The 17,273-nt window shown below is 66.8% G+C and carries 17 protein-coding genes; all 17 read left to right on the top strand.

Annotation, left to right across the window (positions count from 1 at the left end):
• The first annotated feature begins 2 nt into the window (after nucleotides 1-2).
• The 17 genes from ACQY76_RS03300 to ACQY76_RS03220 are packed head-to-tail and all read left to right on the top strand — an operon-like array spanning nucleotide 3 to nucleotide 17,082.
• On the top strand, nucleotides 3-362 hold the full coding sequence (locus tag ACQY76_RS03300) for a hypothetical protein (protein ID WP_428031493.1): 360 nt from the start codon (nucleotides 3-5) through the stop codon (nucleotides 360-362).
• Nucleotides 362-1,054: a hypothetical protein gene (locus ACQY76_RS03295; protein WP_428031492.1), complete on the top strand. Its 693-nt coding sequence runs from the start codon at nucleotides 362-364 to the stop codon at nucleotides 1,052-1,054. Before ACQY76_RS03300 ends, ACQY76_RS03295 begins: the two co-directional genes overlap by 1 nt.
• 2 nt (nucleotides 1,055-1,056) lie before the next feature.
• The gene (locus tag ACQY76_RS03290) at nucleotides 1,057-1,461 is read left to right on the top strand and encodes a phage tail terminator-like protein (RefSeq protein ID WP_428031491.1); all 405 of its coding nucleotides are present in this window, start codon (nucleotides 1,057-1,059) and stop codon (nucleotides 1,459-1,461) included.
• A gap of 25 nt (nucleotides 1,462-1,486) precedes the next feature.
• A complete protein-coding gene (locus tag ACQY76_RS03285) occupies nucleotides 1,487-2,416 on the top strand; it encodes a phage tail tube protein (protein WP_428031490.1) in 930 nt (309 codons plus the stop codon).
• 31 nt (nucleotides 2,417-2,447) lie between these two features.
• Nucleotides 2,448-2,630, top strand: coding sequence for a hypothetical protein (locus ACQY76_RS03280; protein WP_428031489.1), 183 nt, complete (start codon nucleotides 2,448-2,450; stop codon nucleotides 2,628-2,630).
• Nucleotides 2,620-3,030, top strand: coding sequence for a hypothetical protein (locus tag ACQY76_RS03275; RefSeq protein ID WP_428031488.1), 411 nt, complete (start codon nucleotides 2,620-2,622; stop codon nucleotides 3,028-3,030). Before ACQY76_RS03280 ends, ACQY76_RS03275 begins: the two co-directional genes overlap by 11 nt.
• A gap of 47 nt (nucleotides 3,031-3,077) precedes the next feature.
• Nucleotides 3,078-3,356 (top strand): phage tail assembly chaperone, encoded by a 279-nt coding sequence (locus ACQY76_RS03270; protein WP_428031487.1) that lies wholly within the window; start codon nucleotides 3,078-3,080, stop codon nucleotides 3,354-3,356.
• A gap of 20 nt (nucleotides 3,357-3,376) precedes the next feature.
• Nucleotides 3,377-6,565, top strand: coding sequence for a phage tail length tape measure family protein (locus ACQY76_RS03265; RefSeq protein ID WP_428031486.1), 3,189 nt, complete (start codon nucleotides 3,377-3,379; stop codon nucleotides 6,563-6,565).
• Nucleotides 6,562-8,007: a hypothetical protein gene (locus ACQY76_RS03260; RefSeq protein ID WP_428031485.1), complete on the top strand. Its 1,446-nt coding sequence runs from the start codon at nucleotides 6,562-6,564 to the stop codon at nucleotides 8,005-8,007. The genes ACQY76_RS03265 and ACQY76_RS03260 overlap by 4 nt, the downstream gene beginning before the upstream one ends.
• Nucleotides 8,004-8,276, top strand: coding sequence for a hypothetical protein (locus ACQY76_RS03255; protein WP_428031484.1), 273 nt, complete (start codon nucleotides 8,004-8,006; stop codon nucleotides 8,274-8,276). The genes ACQY76_RS03260 and ACQY76_RS03255 overlap by 4 nt, the downstream gene beginning before the upstream one ends.
• A complete protein-coding gene (locus ACQY76_RS03250; RefSeq protein ID WP_428031483.1) occupies nucleotides 8,276-8,812 on the top strand; it encodes a DUF1833 family protein in 537 nt (178 codons plus the stop codon). Before ACQY76_RS03255 ends, ACQY76_RS03250 begins: the two co-directional genes overlap by 1 nt.
• Nucleotides 8,809-9,222, top strand: a complete 414-nt coding sequence (locus ACQY76_RS03245; protein WP_428031482.1) for a hypothetical protein — start codon at nucleotides 8,809-8,811, stop codon at nucleotides 9,220-9,222. The genes ACQY76_RS03250 and ACQY76_RS03245 overlap by 4 nt, the downstream gene beginning before the upstream one ends.
• A 2-nt stretch (nucleotides 9,223-9,224) precedes the next feature.
• Complete coding sequence (locus tag ACQY76_RS03240; RefSeq protein ID WP_428031481.1) at nucleotides 9,225-12,533, top strand: host specificity factor TipJ family phage tail protein; 3,309 nt, start codon at nucleotides 9,225-9,227, stop codon at nucleotides 12,531-12,533.
• Between the two features lie 46 nt (nucleotides 12,534-12,579).
• Nucleotides 12,580-13,872, top strand: a complete 1,293-nt coding sequence (locus ACQY76_RS03235) for a hypothetical protein (RefSeq protein WP_428031480.1) — start codon at nucleotides 12,580-12,582, stop codon at nucleotides 13,870-13,872.
• 15 nt (nucleotides 13,873-13,887) lie between these two features.
• On the top strand, nucleotides 13,888-14,361 hold the full coding sequence (locus ACQY76_RS03230) for a hypothetical protein (RefSeq protein ID WP_428031479.1): 474 nt from the start codon (nucleotides 13,888-13,890) through the stop codon (nucleotides 14,359-14,361).
• Nucleotides 14,362-14,410: 49 nt separating this feature from the next.
• Nucleotides 14,411-14,674 carry a spike base protein, RCAP_Rcc01079 family gene (locus tag ACQY76_RS03225; protein ID WP_428031478.1) on the top strand — a complete coding sequence of 88 codons (264 nt, stop codon included), beginning with the start codon at nucleotides 14,411-14,413 and terminating at the stop codon, nucleotides 14,672-14,674.
• Nucleotides 14,675-14,679: 5 nt separating this feature from the next.
• The gene (locus ACQY76_RS03220; protein ID WP_428031477.1) at nucleotides 14,680-17,082 is read left to right on the top strand and encodes a fibronectin type III domain-containing protein; all 2,403 of its coding nucleotides are present in this window, start codon (nucleotides 14,680-14,682) and stop codon (nucleotides 17,080-17,082) included.
• The last annotated feature ends 191 nt before the right edge of the window (nucleotides 17,083-17,273 follow it).

The raw sequence follows: 17,273 nt of genomic DNA, 5'->3' as shown, positions 1-17,273 counted from the left end.
CTATGACCCCGGACGCCGCCATCGGGTCATTGAACCGTCAGCTCCGCAAACACGGCCACGATGCCATCCTGCGGCGCTCGACCTGGTCTGGGACGGAAAGGGCCGACTTCGAGGTGGGGGTACGGATCACTCTGCGCGGATATCGCCCGGATGAGATCATCGGCGGGATCATGCAGGGTGACAGCGAGGTCGTTCTCGCGCCGACGCAGCTGCGTGCCGAAGGATGGCCCAGCGGTGAGGCCGAGTTGCCGCGGCAGGGCGACACCATCGTCTCCGCCGGCCGACCGCGCTCCGTCGTTGGGGTGGATCCTCGGTTTATCGGAGACACCCTCGTCCGGATCAACCTGCAGGTTCGCGGCTGATGGCCAAGGTCTCCACGCGGATCGAGCCGCTCGACCGCAATATCGTGCTTGCCATTCAGGAGGGTGAGCCGCCGGCGGATCGCGGTCACCGCCTGGCCGGCTACGCCCGCGCGGCACTGTTGGATGCCCAGGAAACCAACCGGCGGGCAACCGGGCGAGTGCCGCCCCATGAGACGTTCGTGGATGGGCGCAAGGGTGCGCCTCTGGAAAGCGTGAAGCCGGACGGCGTGATCGTCTTCGAGTTCGACCTGCTGAACGACCTGTTCGAGTGGATCGCCGAGATGCTCGTCAGGCACTCGCCGGTGCTGACTGGCGAGTATCAGGACAGCCATGTCTTTTTCGCGGATGGGGTGGCGGTAGAGCCGGGTGGAGCGCTTCCGCCGGCCGAAGAATATGTCTTCGTCTCCACGGTGCCCTACGCTCGCAAAATCGAACGTGGCCTTTCTCCGCAAGCCCCGGACGGTGTTTACGAAGCCGTCGCAGCGATGGCGAAGGCAAGGTTCGGGAACCTCGCAACGATCCGCTTCTCGTTCCGCTCGCTCCAGAGCGGGGGCATTGCCGCCTACATTCCAGCCGGCGCACCGGTGGGGCGGGATAGGCGAGGGCGCTTCGCCTCAGGTTCCGCACGTTCCGCGGCGCGCGCGCAGGAACACGCCACTCGACAGCCGGCCATTGTGATCCAGACGAGGTAACGATGGCGTCCGCTGCAGTTTTCAACGCCGTAAAGGCTCGCCTCGCGGCGAACTGGTCACGCTGCCCCATCATTGCGCTCAACTCGATCACTGAGGCCCCGGAGCCCGCCTGGGTGGCTGTCTTGTTCCCCATCGCTACCGAGGAGCAGAAGTCGATCGGCGCCCCCGGGCAGAACATCTTCCGTGAGGCTGGTGTCATCCGCCTCGTGCTCGCGATCCCCCGCGGCGCCGAGATCGCTCCCTGGCTGGCATGGATGGACGAGTTGCGGTCCCTTTTTCGGGCCAAGCATTTCGAGCAGGTCCGGACCTATGAGGCCTCTCCGGCCGTCCTCGACGACCGAAACGACGACGGCCCGCTCTGGTTGCTGACATCCGCCGTCGAATACGACGCCGACTTCCTCGGCTGATCCACTCTCACATCGGAGCCCTGCTATGCCCTTCGCGAACTCCAGCGAGGCGCGGATTGCCTACGTCGCCGAGGCGGCGTTCGGCACCACGCCTGCCACCCCAACCTTCAAGGTGTTCCGCACGACCGGCGGCGGCGTCCGGACGAACAAGACCACCCAGACCAGCGACGAGCTCCGCGCGGATCGCAACGTGCCGGATGAGGGATTGCTTGGCCTCGACGTCAGCGGTGCCTATCCGTTCGAATTTTCCTACGGCACCTTCGACGACATGCTCGAGTCCGCCTTGCGCGGCACTTGGACGACGAATGTGCTGAAAAATGGCATCACGCCGAAATACTTCACCGTCGAAGAGACGCTGGAACTCGGCGCGACCGACAGCTTCAACCGCTTCACCGGCTGCGCGGTCAATACGTTCGCGCTCGCCATTGCCGCCCGGGCCAAGGTGACGGGTTCGGTCGGGCTGATGGGCCAGAAGGAAACGCTGGCCTCTGCCATCATCGCCGGCGCGACCTATACGGCCGCAAGCACCGAGCCGATCCTCACCTCTTCGGCGCATGTTGCCGCTCTGGCTGTGGCCGGGCTCAACCCCGCGCCGAAGCTCCGCAGCGTCAATTTCGAGTTCAACAACAGCCTGCGGGCGCGCCCTGTGGTCGGCGGGCTCTACAGCGAGGAGTTCGGCTCCGGCCGTTTCGACGCCACGGGCACGCTTGAGGCCTATTTCGAGACCCAGGCACTCTATCAGGCGGTGCTCGATCATGGCGGCGGCGCCCTCAGCGCCACCATCGGCAAGGATGCGAACAAGAAGTACACCATTCTCTGCCCGAAGATCATCTTCCTCGACGGCGCCAAGCAGATCGGCGGCAATAATGACGACGTGATGGTCTCCATCCCGTTCCGCGCCGTCTTCGATGCCACCGAGGCCTGCTCGGTCAAGATCACGCGCGCCGTCGCCTGACCCTCCCTTCACCATCATCATAATGGTCATCATGAAATCCATCACCGTCGTGGAGCCCTTCACGGGCTACCCCGAAGGGTGCCGCCGCGACTTCGTCGCCGGCCAGCCCCTCACCATTCCCGGCGACGTGCCCCTCGACTTTGCCAAACTCATCGTCGGCAAGGGGCACGCGCGCGAGGACAAGGTCACCAAGGAGACGACCCGTGACGCCTGAGCCGTCGAACGTGATCAATCTGCAGGACATTCGCGCCGCCAAGGCGAGGGCCGACGCTGGCGTGTGGGTGAAGGATATCCGGCTCGATGAGCTCGGCATTTCCATCTCCATCCGGGCGCGCAGCCTGAACAATCCCGATGCGACCCGCCTGCGCAGCGCTCTCGTCAGCGCGCTGACCGTCGAGCAGAGGGAAAACCTGCCGGCGGATGTGTCGGATGACATCTTCGCGGAAATCCTCGCGTCGACGGTCGTCACAGGCTGGAGCCTGGATGAGCCGTGCAGCAAGGCCCTGCTGCTTGATCCCGATATCGGGATCTATCTGCGCGGCGCGGCGACCTATGCGGCCAGCGAGGTGGCCAGGCGCGGCGTGGCTTCCTTCGAGGCCGACGCAAAAAACTGACCGACGCCCTGCGCTGGCTCATTGCGTGGGGCGGGCAAATCACCTGGTTGACGGATCTCGCCGAAGAGACCGGCGAGATCCCCCGCGCCCTGGCCGAACGGCCGTCGGTGCATCCGCATCTCGAATTCGAGTGGCGCGCCTTCTTCACGCTTTTGTCGGACCGTCCGGCCGGACCTCACGCGGCGATCCCGTTTTCGTCGATCGACCGGTACGCCGAGCGCTACGGCATCCGTGGCGCGGACGAATTTGATCGCTTTCGCGACCTTCTGTCCGCCCTGACGACGGCCCTCAATGAGGCTGCGGCTGCGCGCGTACCCTCTCCCTGACATTCTGAAGCGAGGCTCCGATGGCTGTTACCGTCGAGAAGATCCGCCGCGTCGTCACGCAGTATGAGAGCCGTGGCGCCGACAAGTCGGCGGCCGACCTCAACGTCGTCGCCGCCGCGCAGGGGAATGTCGCCCAGACTGGCGCGACGATGGCGACCGTTACCGACACGGTGACAAAGCGCCAACTCGACGCCGGGAAGGCCGCCGACACGGTCCGCCGCAAATATGATGAGGAGTACCGCACCCTCCAGACGCTGGCTCGCGAACACCAGAAGCTCGACCGCGCCCTGCAGACGGGGCGGCTCACTGCAGAGGAATACGCCCGCACCCTCGACCTGATGCACGCCCGCTATGGCGTCGTCGCCCAGGCGCAAGCGGAGATGGCGCGGCGTGTCCAGCAGGAAGCAAAGGCGATCTCGGAGGCCGCCGCCGCCCAGCAGCGCTACAATGCGCTGTTGGGTGTGCAGGACAATTTCGGGACTGACGCGCGCGCGGCTGACATTGCCGCTGCGGGCAACGAGATCCAGAGGCTGCGAGAGAAGTACCTACCGCTCGCCGCAGTCCAGCGCCGCTATCTTGAAACCCTGCAGGAGATCAATCAGGCTGCCAAAGTCGGCATTCTGACCGAGGTCCAGCGCGCCGATGCCATCTCGCGGACCAAAACAGCGTTCGCGGAACAGGTCGTCGTGATCCGCGGCCTGCAGCAGGCCGGGCACACGCTGAGCAGCTTCGATCTGTCGAACCTGTCCTTTCAGGTCAACGACATCATCACGATGCTGGCGATGGGCGCTCCGCCCATGCAGGTGTTCGCTTCGCAAGCTGGACAAATCTACCAAATCCTCGCCAATCAGCAGGGTGGGTTGATCGGTGGCATGCGAGCCCTCGGCGGGACGATGTCCGCCTTGGTGACGCCGACCGGCCTTGCGGTCACGGCTCTCGCGGCGGTGGGTGTCACAGCGTTGGCCGCCTATGCCAGCTGGGTCGCCGGGGAGAAGCAGCTGCAGGCTGCGCTGCAGGGCAGGGGGCGCGCAACCCAGGCGACGGTGGATGATCTCAAGGCGATTGCCGTCGCCGCCGCAGAGGCGTCGGACGCGACCGTCGGGGAATCCCGCGCAATCGTCGCGGCTCTGGCTTCGACCGGGAAGATCGGCACCGATTTCTATTCCGGCCTTGTGGACGCGACGAAACGCTACGCTGCGGTAACGCAGCAGGAGCTCGGCGCCGCCTCCACCGAGATGGCCGAGGCCTTTGCGAATCCGGCAAAGGGAGCGGAGACGCTCAACGAGAAGCTGCTCTTTCTCGACGGGTCTACGATCAAGTACATCCGCGATCTCTCGACGTCGAACCGCACCCATGAGGCGGCCGCGGTCCTGCTTCAGCGCCTTACCCAGGCGTTGCCGGCAGCCTCCAGCAATCTCACCCTGCTTGGGCGGGCTTGGCTCAGTGTTAAGGATGCGGCATCCGGTGCATACACGGCCATTGGCCAGGGAATCGATCGTCTCCTCAGTGGTCCGTCGCTCGAGGAGCGGATCGGGATCCTTGAAAAGCAGCTCGCCGACCTTGACGCTGGCCAAGCCGGCGCAGGCGGGCGATATGGCCAATTTGGCAATGCCCGCGTCAATCTCGAAAAGACGATCAACGCGGAGCTCTCGCGCCTCTATGCGGAGCGGGCAACGATCCAGACCGGTCAGGTGCAGGCCGAGCGCAATTTGCTGGACAGCGAAGCGAGAGCCATCGTTGGGTCGCGCGATCCGCGCATCCAGCAGCTCGCCGACCTGCAGAAGGAACAATCCAAGGTCAGCGGCGCTCTGAGGGAGGGGGTCGGGGATACCGACGCTCAGCAGCGGGCGCTGGAGGGGCTCACCAATCAGATCGGCAAGATGACCGACGCCTATGGGAATTTGATCCCGCAGGCCGAAATCGTCCGCCGTGAGCAGGAACTGCAGAACAATCTTCTGGTAGCCGTGACACCGGCGCAGCGTGCAGCGGCCTCTGCGGCGCTGGAGCGCTATCGAGCCGAGGCGGAAGGGGCTGACAGCGCCACGGCGGCGGCCAAGGCGAGTGCGGCGGCGCAGCAGGAAATGCTGCAGGCGCAGGTGCAGATGACCCTGGCCGGGCGCCACAGGCTGCTGAGCGCGCAGGAAAGCAACGCGGCACAGGATCTCGAAGCGCAGCTGATCGGCAAGACGGCGGGCGAGGTTGCCACGCTGCGCGCCAATTATGCTGCGTATTGGGATCTCAAGCGCGAGGCGATCGACAACGGCACCGAAGTCGACCAGCGGCAGTTGGACCTGCTGAAGGCGCAGAATGCAGAACTGGGCCGGAAGGTCGAGCTGACCGCCCGTGCCCAGTTGATGGCAGATATTCAGTTCGAGCGCGACCAGCTCGGGCGTGGCACCGTAGACCAGCAGATCGCGTCGACCCTGCGCTCGGCCGGCCTCAAGGTCGACCTCGATTCGGCCGACGCCTCGGCGCTGCGCCTGAACGCGACGCTCAGCATTACCCGCGACATTGCCGGCGACGCCTTGTCCGGTTTTGCCCGCGATATCCTCGACGGTGCCGACGCCATGACGGCGCTGGAAAATGCCGCCAAGCGCGCGCTCGACGTCATCCTCGACATGGCGATGCAGAACCTCGCCGCGAGCCTGTTCGGTCCCGGCACGGGCGGCAGCAATATCCTCGGCAGCATCGTCTCGGCGTTCACGGGTGGCGGCAGCGCCGGGGTCGGTAGCCACGCCGCCGGCGGCGGGCTCGGCGCGATCTATGCGGGGGGCGGCTATACCGGCTCCGGAGGCAAGTACCAGGCGGCCGGCACGGTCCACCGAGGCGAGTTTGTCTTCTCCTCCGAAGCCACGCGCGCCGCCGGCGTCGGGAGCCTCGACGCTCTGCATCGCGGGTTGCGCGGCTATGCCGATGGCGGTGGCGTCGGGGTGATGGACGCGCTCCGCCATGCCACGGGGCAAGCCAGCGGCAATGGACGGGCAACGCCCGCGGTCCCCAAGGTGACCGTGAACATCCATGGCGCGCCTGCGGGTGCTTCCGCTCAGTCGAGCGCCTCCTTCGGCGCGGATGGCCAGCTGAACATCGACGTCATCTTTGATCAGTTCGAAGGCCGGATGGCCGAGAACCTTGCCAATCGGCGTGGCGCATTGGCGCCAGCCATGGAGTCTAGCTACCGGCTCGATCCGATGCGAGGGCGCGGCCGATGAGCTATGCCGAATGGCCGCCGGCCGTGCCTTATCGCCCGGAGCGGGACATGTGGGGCGTCAAGCCGGTACGCGACGCCGCCGAAACCCAGATGCAGGGCGCCAATGTTCGGCTGCGTCGCTACGCCGGCGACCGGGTGCCCATCGTGCGCTGGGGCCGGGATCTGAAGCCGGACGAGGTGACGGCTTTCCGGACGTTCATCGCCGACATCAACGACGGCACCCAGCGATTCCTCATGCCGGTCTGCCTCAATGGCTCGACTTATGAGACGCGCCTCGTCCAGATCACCGGCGGACTATCCGAGCAGGCGACGCCGGGCGGCGGCTGGCTGACGGTCGGCTTTTCGCTGCTGGTGTTCCCCGCCGAGATGGTGGCGCCGCCAGCCATTACCATCTTCGACCGCCTGATCATCGGCACCGGCATTGCGGGGTGGCCGGTCGAGATCGAGGTCGACGGCGTCGCCCGCACTGCCACGGTCGGCAGCAATGGCCGTTTCGCGCTGGATGGGGCGTTCCTGACGGTCGGAACCCATGCGGTGCGCATCCGCCACGTTGGGGCCGAATACGGCGTCGCGCAGAACTACACGATCGCGGCGGCGGCGGGCGGGTTGTTCGATGCGATGTCGGGCGCGCTCTGGGATGGGTATTCCACCTCGCGGCTGCTCACGGCCTGGCTGGGCGCCGTGGTGCGTGCGCGGCGCTTCGACAATGCCGAGCGCGACTTTTACGCCCTGACCGTGTCGCCCTGGCTGGTCGACAGCACCGGCATGGGCATCGCCGAATGGGCGGGTATCGGGCCGGCCTATGTCGCGCGCTGGTACGGCCAAAAAGGCGCCACCCGTGACGCGGTGCAGGCGACGGCGTCGGCCCAGCCCCGCATCGTCAATGCCGGCGTGCTCGATGTCGGGCCGAATGGCCGTCCGGTGCTGGTGTTTTCGGGCGCGCAGTATCTGGAGCCACAGAACGCCGCCGGCTTCCTGCGCAATATCGCGGCGGCGACCTATGCGGCGATTTCGCGCGCGACCGCCGCCACTGGGCAGTGTGTGCTCTCCACCTCCGGGACGGCGTCCACGGCCGTGGCGCGGGCGCTGCTGGCCTACTCGCCAAACTCGACGGCCCCGGTGTTTCAAGCCCGAAACACGGATGCCGGCGCGCTCACAGCCCTCACCGGGGCGACGGTCACCTCCGGGGCCTGGTCGCGGCTGATCAGCCGTGCGCGCTACGCGGATGGGCTGGCGGAACTGGCGGTCAACGGCACCGTCGTCTCGGCCGCCCTGTCGCCGGTGCAGAATTCGCCCAACGCCGACAGCCTGATCGGAGTGCGCATTGGCATGTTCACGTCCGGCAGCTTGCCGCTCACCGGCGGCATTTCCACCGTCATCCTGGCGCAGTCGGCGCTCGACATCACGGCCCTCAACGCCGCGCAGCTGCAGGTGATGCCATGAGCTGGCTGATCCTGCCGACGATGGAAGATGCCATGGCGCGCAGCACGCAGGCCTGGCTCGATTGCGGGTTCGCCGCCGACGGCACGTACCGGCTCTGGCTCTGTGCTGCGCATCCCACAGACGGGCGCGGCGCGCTGATGATCCCGCCGACGCCGGACGATGCGCAGATCGCGCTCGCCGGGGAGGCCTATGAGGCGCTTCTGACGGAAGCGGAGCGGGTGGCGCTGGTGCCTGCGCTCACCGCCGACTGGACGCCGGAGATCCTGTAATGGCCGCAACCTTTACCGACGCCTGGGCCGAAGGCGAGGCGAATTGCGTGACCGCCGGCGAGCAGTACATCACCGTCGAGATGCAGCACCCGGGCTTTGTCGACGCCGCTAACCAGCCGATCCCGCTGCGCTATGTGCTGGATGTGGTGGCGCGGTCCTTCGGCATCGAGGAGGGCGCGGCCTTTGATGCCGAGGCGATTGTCGCCTTCACCCCGGCCGGCTTCGAGTGCGAGCACCCGACCATGGCGGAGGGCCGCCCGCCGGTGGCGCGGCTGCGGGTCGACGATGTGAGCGGAGAGCTTGTGATCTACCTCGACAACGCCAAGGCGTTCCGCGCCGACCTGAAGGTGATCATCCGCGGCTATCGTTCGGACTATCCCGCCGCACCGAGCTATGGGCCGATCGAGCTGGTGCTGACCGACATCACCAAGGATTCCACCGGCGTGGAGGGCACGGCGACCATCGTCGATTTCGGCGAACGCAAGGTGCCGAGCCGGGTCTACACCCTCGAGGATTATCCGGGGCTGGTGCCATGAGCGAGCGGACGGATTTTCTCACCTCACTGCTCGGCCAGCGCTGGGCGCCGGAGCGCACCTGCTGGCATGTGGCGGCGCTGGTGCAGCTTCGGCTCTTCGGCCGCGTGCTGCCGCATGTCGACGTGCCGCCGGACCCGTCGTGGGGCTGGATGATCTCCACTATCGCCGAGCATGACGAGCGGCAGAGCTGGGCCGAGGTGGTGCCGCTGCACGCCGGGTTGGTGACGGCACCGGACGGCGCGCTGGTCGGCCTCGGCCGGATGGACCGCGCCGCGCATATCGGCGTGTGGCTCGCCCCCGAGCGCCGGGTGATCCATTGCGACCAGCGGCTTGGCGTGGTGGCGGAGGATATCGCCACGCTGCGCGCCCGCGGCTGGGGCCGCATGCAGTTTTTCGAGCCGCGAGACTGATGATGACCGCCACGACGATGAACCCGGTGCTGCATGTGATGCTGCCGGGCGGCGAAGTCGCGCGCCTGGTGCCCAAGCCGCGCGAGAGCATTGGCCGTTTCATCAAGCGCGCCGGCTGGCCGATCAATGAGTGGGCGACGATCTGCGTGCGGATACGCGGCGGCGAGACCGGCCCGGTGATGCGGGCGGACTGGCGCCAGCGCATCCGCAAGGGCGACCAGATCGTGTTCCTCTCCCGCCCGCGGGGCGGCGCCGGCGGCACGAAGAACCTGATCGCCCTGCTGGGCATGGTGGCCATTTCGGCGCTGGCGCCGGGGATCGGTACGGCGATTGCCGGCTCGCTGTTTGCAGCGGGCACGACGGCCTATGCGGTCACGGCGGCGGTCGCCGGCGTCGCCGTCGCTGTGGGCGCCGGCGCAGCGGTGCAGACGCTCATGCGCAGTTCGCCCGGCGGGCAGACGGATGGCACGCAGGACCCGATTTATGGCTGGGGCCGCGGCATCAACTCCGCCCGCCCGTTGCAGACGGTGCCTTCGGCCTATGGGCGGACCAAGCGCACGCTCGATTATGCGACCGCGCCCTGGAATTCCTTCGAGGGCCAGTCGGAGTATCGGCATGTCGTGCTGTCGCTCGGCGAGGGAAAGCACCAGGTCGAGCAGCTGCTGATCGACGACACGGTGCTGTGGTCGGCCGCCGACGGGGTGAGCCCCAGCTTCACCGGCGTTTCGATCGCCTTCCACGACCCCGGCGCGACCATTACCGATTTCCCTCTTAACGTGCAGACCTCCTCCGAAGTGTCTGGGCAAGAACTACAATTCGGGACGTGGACGGGCGGTTTCATCGTCAACTCGGCCGGCACGACGGCGACGCAGCTGGCGCTCGATTTCCTCATGCCTCAAGGCCTCTATGCCCTCAATGACGAGGGCAAGATGACGATCCGGGCGCTGGGCTATACGGCTGAGTACCAGCCGGTCGACGCCGCCGGCGCGGCCACGGGTGACTGGGTGCCCGCCTTCTCGCCGCCGACGCAGGCGCTGCTGTTGGCTAATCCGTCGCCGATCCGCTTCAGCCGCCTGATCGAGGTGCCGGCCGGGCGCTATGCGGTGCGGGCGCGGCGCACCACGGTGAAACTCAACGACCCGAAGATACAGGATCAGATCAACTGGTACGGCCTGCGGGCGGTCATCACCGGGCCGCAGAGCTTTCCAGCCGCCACCATCACGCTGCGGGCCAAGGCCACCAACCAGCTGAGCAATGAGGCCCTGTCGCAGCTCTCGGTGATCTCGACCCGCGTTCTCCCCGTGTGGACCGGCACGGCGTGGGTCGACCAGCCGACGCGGCGGCCGGCCTGGGCGGCGCTCGATATGGCGACGAACGCCACCTATGGCGGCGAGCGGCCCCTGTCCAAGGTCGATCTGCAAGGCTTTGTCGACCTCGCCGCCCTCAACGATGCTCGCGATGAGACCTTTGACTATGAATTCCGCGACGGGCAGGCCTGCCTCGACGTGCTCGACACCATCCTCGCCCCGGCCCGCGCCCGCACGCGCTGGCTCGGCGACCTGCTCTCGCTGACGCGCGAGGATTGGTCGCCGATGCCGGAGATGCTGCTGACCGACAATGAGATCGTCCGCGACAGCCTTTCCCTCAAATATGACCTGATGCCCGCCACCGGGCCGGATGGCGTGGTGCTGGAATATATCGACGAGACGACGTGGAAGGTGGCCACGGTGACGGCGCCGCGCGGCGCGACACCCTTGCGGCCCGACCGCCGCCGCGTGGCCGGCATCGTCAAGCGCACCAATGCGCAGCTGATCTGCGATCATTTCTGGCGCACCCTCAACGGGCGCCGGGTGAAGGTGCGGTTTTCGACCGAGCATGACGGCCGGCTGCTGGCGATCGGCTCCTCGATCGCGGTGCAATCCTCGCTGCCGCAGCGCTGGGGGAGCGCCGGAGAGGTGGCGCGGCGCAGCGGCAACAGCCTGGTGCTGTCGCCGGCGCCGGCCTGGGGAACGGGCCAGCATTACATCAAGGTGCGCACCCGCACCGGCCGCCAATGGGGCCCGGTGAAATGCGCCCGGGGCGACAGCGACATGGTCGCCGTGCTGGACGGGCCTGACCTCGCCGTGGTGGAGGCGGCGCAAGGGCCGCTTGACACAGCGCTGGCGCGGGCGACGGGCGCGGCAGGAGCGAGTTACGCGGTCGGCCTTGGCACCGACTGGCAGGCCCGTTGCCTGGTGATTGGTGGCGTGCCGCGCGGCGAGCAGGTGGCGCTGGAGACCTGGCTCGACGACCCGGCCATCTATGACGAGGACTCGACCGAGGTGCCGCCGCTGCCGACCGGGCCGGTGCTCTCGACCCCGACGGTGCCGGCGCCGGTCACCGGTCTCTCCGCCCGCATCGTCGCCAACGAGATACCGCGCCGGCTTGAGGCGACGTGGAATCCGGCTTCGGGGGCGGCGTCCTACATCTCGGCCGTCTCCTATGATGACGGCGCCAGCTGGTCGCCTCTGCCGGAGGTGCGCGAGGCGGGCTTCGACGTGACGATTTTCCCGCAGGATCTGCTCTTGCGGGTGGCGGGGGCGAACGCGGCCGGCCGGCCGGGGCTGTATGTGCAGATCCCGGTGATCGCGCCGCCGCTGTCGGCGGACAATGTGGAAATCGACCTTGGTAATATCGCCGGCGATGCCTATGCCGCGCTGCTGCGGCTTCGGGGCGATATCGACGCCATGCGCTCGCGCCATGACGCGCTGGTGCGGGATGTCGCCGTGGGTTTCGGCGCGCAGACCAAGGCCACCTCGGTGGCCGTTCGGGAAGCGAACGCGGCGGCCTCGGCGGTCACCGCTTTGTCGGCGTCGGTGACCACGCTGGGCGACCAGGTGACGGCGATCGCGGAATCCTACACCGAGGTGGTGGCGACGGTCGGCAACCTTTCGGCCGGCGGCTTGTGGAAGGTGGAAGCGCAGGCGGTTGAGGGTGGCGACGTCTCTACCCGGCTCGTCATCTTCATGCGGGCAAGCACTGGCGACGCATGGACCGAGGTGGGGACGCAGTGGGAGGCGGGCTTTGCCAGCGGTGAGCCGTTCTCGCGCATCTCCAACTATGCCGGTCAGTTCACCATCATCAATCCGTTCACCGAGGCGCGCGAGCCTCTGTTCGTCGCCGATACCGACACCAGCACGGTTTACATGGCGGCGGCGTGGATCAAGAGGCTGGAGGCCGACGACATCACCATCAGCGGCACGCTGCGCGGCTCTACCGGCACGTCCGGATGGGACTTCACGAACGACTATATCTGGATCGAGGCCGAGTGATGGGCGGGTGTTGCGGGCGCGCAAGCCTCGACGGGGCTAGCCGCGCATGATCCGCCGATATCTGATGGGGAACCTCGATGGCGCTCCTCGCGTGAGGTCATCCCGCCCCGGACACAACGTCGAGGATCCTGATCTCGACCCGCGTTTCGTGGCCTTCGACAGCTCCTGGCGCAGCGCGCTGCGCTGGTTCGCCGGCGGCATAGCTGCGGGGAGCAGCCTGTCGGGGTCGATCATAACCCGCAACTGGCTGCTCATCGGGGGGAATGGAACTTATCAGCACAAGGTCATTAGCATTCCCGGTATCAGCGGGGCGACGCATACCGCCATCGTCTTGGCAAAGCATAACAGCCTCGGCTGGTGGTATCAGTGCGCGGCCATGATCGATACGGACGCTTTGCGGGTGGCGCCTTACATGGCCAATCCGGGAAGCGTGCCGGGGGCGCTTAATCAGTTCACCTATTATTACTGGGTCTTCTCTGTAAACCCGGAGAGCTTCGATCCCGTTGAGGATAATCTGTCGAACTCCATGCTCTTCGGGGACCATCCGAGCCGGGGGGCGGGCCTGTTCATCAGCCGCCGGGGGACGGAAGTCCTGACCTGTACCGACGATGATCTGGTGCTCTCGACGCAGAAGAACTTCTTTCAATTCCATGAGACGGGGACGGCAACCCGGGGCGTGCAAGCGGTTGCCAATGAGCAACGACTTGTAATCACCCTCTCGAAGGCCTACCCGGATTTTCCGCCCATCGTCGCCTGGCGCTCGAATACAGGCACGGTCAGCCCGGTCTATGCGGAGTGGGTCAACGCGACCACGATCGCCATTCGGCTGGCCTTTACCACCGTCACGGCGGTTACCTATCGCTATGGCATCATTGCCACCGATCCGACCTATGCGGGCGGGGTTGGCAGTGTCAGGAAGCGACGTCTCCTCATGTCCGATGACTTCGGCATCGGGGTCACCAAGAAAAACATCGGTTTTGATGAGGCTGGGGAGAACGACTGGATCTTTCGCTCCGATCGAATGCCCCTGCAGTTCCGGGATTACTCGACCATCTATCCCAACACCTTCGCGCCGGGCCTCTACAGCTACCCCGCCAATGCGCAGGCCTCGGCGGGAACGCCCTTCACCATGTTCAAGGCGAACCTATCCAACAGTTCCTGGGTGGGGTTGGGCTGGGTCAGCACCATCGCGATCAAGAATTCCTCGACGGGCGCGCCGCAGGAGTGGCTGACTCTGCTGTCCGCCAGCGAGACGCAGTATCGGGTCCAAAAGGACGGGTCCGTCTCATTTTCCGGCATCGCCTCCTATGCCGGTGTGGCCAACGTGGCCGACTTCTAACCAGGACTTATCGCCATGCCCGTTTCACCCTCCCTCTATGAGGAAGGCACGATCACGCTCGTCAATGGCTCAGTGGATTTCACCGGCGCCAGCACCGGATGGCTGGTCAATGGCGTCGCCGGCGGCACGCTCTGGGTGGTGTCGGGCGGCGTCAGCTACAGCGCGCCGATCCGCGAGATCACCGCCGACGGCGCCGGCAAGCTGGCCTTTGGCTGGCGCGGGCCGAGCGTCGCCGGCGTCGCCTATGTCATGACGCGCGAGAGCGCTCTCGCCGCCGATGCGCTGTTTGCCAGCAATGCCCTCGTCAAGGTGATCCGCGACCTGTCGCTGTGCGCCATCGCGCCCGCCGGCAGCGGCACGCTCGCCGAGCGCGACGCGCTGGCGCCGCCGCCGCCGACGGGGTCGTTCTGGTTGCGGGTGGAGACGGGCTTCGCGCTCACCCTCTATCGCAAAGAAGCGTCCGGCTGGTCCGGCCCCTATTCGTTCTGACCGGCTGATCTCGGCCGTTGGCCGCTCACTCTTCCTAAAGGAGATCACGATGCCCGCGCTTGACGCTATGTCCTCCTACACCGCCAGCACCATCGGCTCGCCGGAGCATGCGGCGGCCGTGACGCCGAACGACGCTCAGGATCTCGCTTATGTCACCCGCTCGATCTGGGTCGGCACCCAGGGCGACCTCCGGGTGACCATGCAGGGCGGCGAGACCCTGACCTATCCCGCGGCGATCGGCCAGATGAGCCTACGCGTGAGCCGCATCCATGCCGCCGGCACGACCGCCGGCGGCATCGTCGCGATGTGGTGAGCGGGATGAGCAGGATTGGCGTCGGCGTCGGTGTCGGCCTCTGGCGCCGGCGGGCGGGGGGTGGGGCTGAGCCGCTTCCGCTGCGCGTGGTGACCGCTCCGAACTGGCACCCGACCGGCATGCAGTCGGCGAGCGGGTCAAATACCCGCTTCATTGCCCGCCGTCCGATCTATATTGGCGTCGGTGGGGCCTCGGAGCTTGTCTGTAGCTACTTCAACGTCTGGGCTGGGGTCGGCGGGTCCGGCGCCTTCACTGTCGTCTCCGCCGCCATCGAGGCCGGCGACGGGTCGATGTCCGTGCCGGTGACCTTTGACAGCGGGGTAAATCGCTCCAAGAGCATCGCGTTCGGTACGTCTGACGTGCAGTCCGACCCGATCCGCCCGAGCGCCTTCGCTTTGACGAAGTTCGACGCGGGTACGTTGTTCTGGGAGCGCATCGTCTTCGATGCTCCCTCCGGGAACACCTACCCGGCCAACGTCCCTCGGCGCCCCTCCTACGTCGGCATGGCCGCATACGTCTGCAACCCCGCGACATTCCCGACCCTGACGGCGGACGGCACGGGTGCTCTAGACGCCACCGGCAAGACGCTGATCAGCGGCAAGACGTTCGGCGCCATCGTTCTTGGTCGCCCGCTCACCGCTGGGACGCGGCATTTCGGGAACACAGGGGATAGCTTCACTCGCGACAGCGACATGGAGACCGCTGCTGGAACCTACCCGCTGCGCCTATTCGCGGACGTCTTCGAGCGCGCGATGATCGACTTTAAGGGGGACCTCTCGGGTCTCTACGGGTTCATTAATTTCGGCATCTACGGCACGGGCGTGATCGCCTACAGTCCCTCTACCGATGCGCGTCGGCCGTACTACAAATACTGCACCGACATGCACGACGAGTACGGCACCAACGACACCGGAGGGGCGACCCTCGTCGGGCTGCAAGGTCGCCTGATGGATTTGTGGGGCGCCTACGTCGCGGAGGGCGTCGAGCGCATCTGGCGCACCAAGCTGTGGCCCGTCGCGACCTCGACCGACAACTGGGCTACCGATGCCAACCAGACGCCCACGGCGCTGCAATTGCCGGGCGGAATTCGCTACGAACTGAACAATTGGTTCGACACCAAAGCTGCGGACGGGACGTTGGCCGGCGTCATCCCCTGGGGACGCTCCCGCTCGCCTACGGACTTCGAGAAGGTCCGCACCTCGGACAACGTCGCCCTGTGGAGCGTGAGCGGAGGGCACCCGACAAGCGGGATAGGCGTGCCGCTGATGGCGAGCGAGGCGCGCTCGATCATGATCCCGGCGCCGACCACCGTGCCGTCGCAGGTCGGCAATCTTGCTCTCTCAGCGGCGGACACTGCCATCACCGCGACGTGGGACGCGGCTACCAACTCGCCCTCCGACCACCTGGTGGAGATATCCTCGGATGGCGGCTCGACCTGGGCGACGCTTCATACCTATGATCCCTGCACGACGTACAAGTGGACAGGGCTCACCCCCTCAACCCCGTATCGGGTGCGGGTGACGGCGATCAACTGCAAGGGGGCAGGAGCGTCCTCGGCGGTCACCATCTCGACGCAGGCCACGCCCTCCGGCCGGGCTCTCGACGGTCTCTCCGCCGCGCCCGTGCAGGCCCTCTCCTCCCGCCGGCTTCGGTCGGCCTACACCGGGCCGGCGTACTTCGGGCGGCGGATGGCGGACGGTCTGGAGGCGCCGATCGGTTTCAACTCGGCGGGCGACCTCGATGTGGAGTGGCTGCTGCGCTGGGCACTGGGCGGGGACGTGCTGCTGAAGCGCGCCTACGACCAGTCTGGCGGGGGGTACAACCAGGACGCGGGGTACGTCTCTGGCGGCGTGGCAGAGTGGCCTATCCTCGTGCAGGCCGGAGTGCTCAATACCGTGGAAGGCCGCGCGGCGCCTCTGTTCGGAGGTAGTCGCTGCTTCCGATTGGGCGCGCTGACCGCCGTGCCCCCCAATAACGCCAGGTCTGTCATTTCGGTGGTAAGGCTGCTGGCGGTGAGCAACTCGGGCGTCATCGCCTCAGGTAGCACTGGGGCCTACCACGTGGAGATCGCCGCCACCGGCAGGATCCAACTGCTGAAGTACCTTACCACCACCATCCTGCAGTCAACCGGAGCGGCGCTGGCCGCCCTGAATGCGACGCTGGTCTCCGTGTCCTACGACGGGACCAACGCGGCGATCTGGCTGGACAAGGTAGCCAGCGGCACGGCTACCAACGCCCAGACCTTCACCGGGGCGGGTACGACGACCTACGGCGATGTCACGGCAGGTACGCCGGGCGCCGTCGTCAACGGGGCCGTGCCGGAGCGGGTGACCTGGGACGGCGCGGCTCTGTCGACGCCCGATCGGCAGGCAGTCGAGAATTCGGCCGCTGCGTACTGGTCCACCTGACCCCCGCCGCCTCCGGGCGGCTATTGGTCCGGATAGATAATGCCGGGCGCGTCCCGCAACCGCGCCCGGCAGCCCGACCCAGACCCGGGCGGAGACGGCCGGACGGGTTCCTATAGCCCGGATATGTGGCGCTGGGGAACACATCTGCCTCGCCTGCGCCGTCGCATTCCCCAGCCGCCTCCGGGCGGCTT

It is taken from the genome of Ancylobacter sp. (assembly GCF_965279025.1).
In the GTDB taxonomy this organism is placed as follows: Bacteria; Pseudomonadota; Alphaproteobacteria; order Rhizobiales; family Xanthobacteraceae; genus Ancylobacter.
The sequence above is the reverse complement of the archived record's forward strand: the minus strand, read 5'-3'. Positions and strand labels throughout refer to the sequence as shown.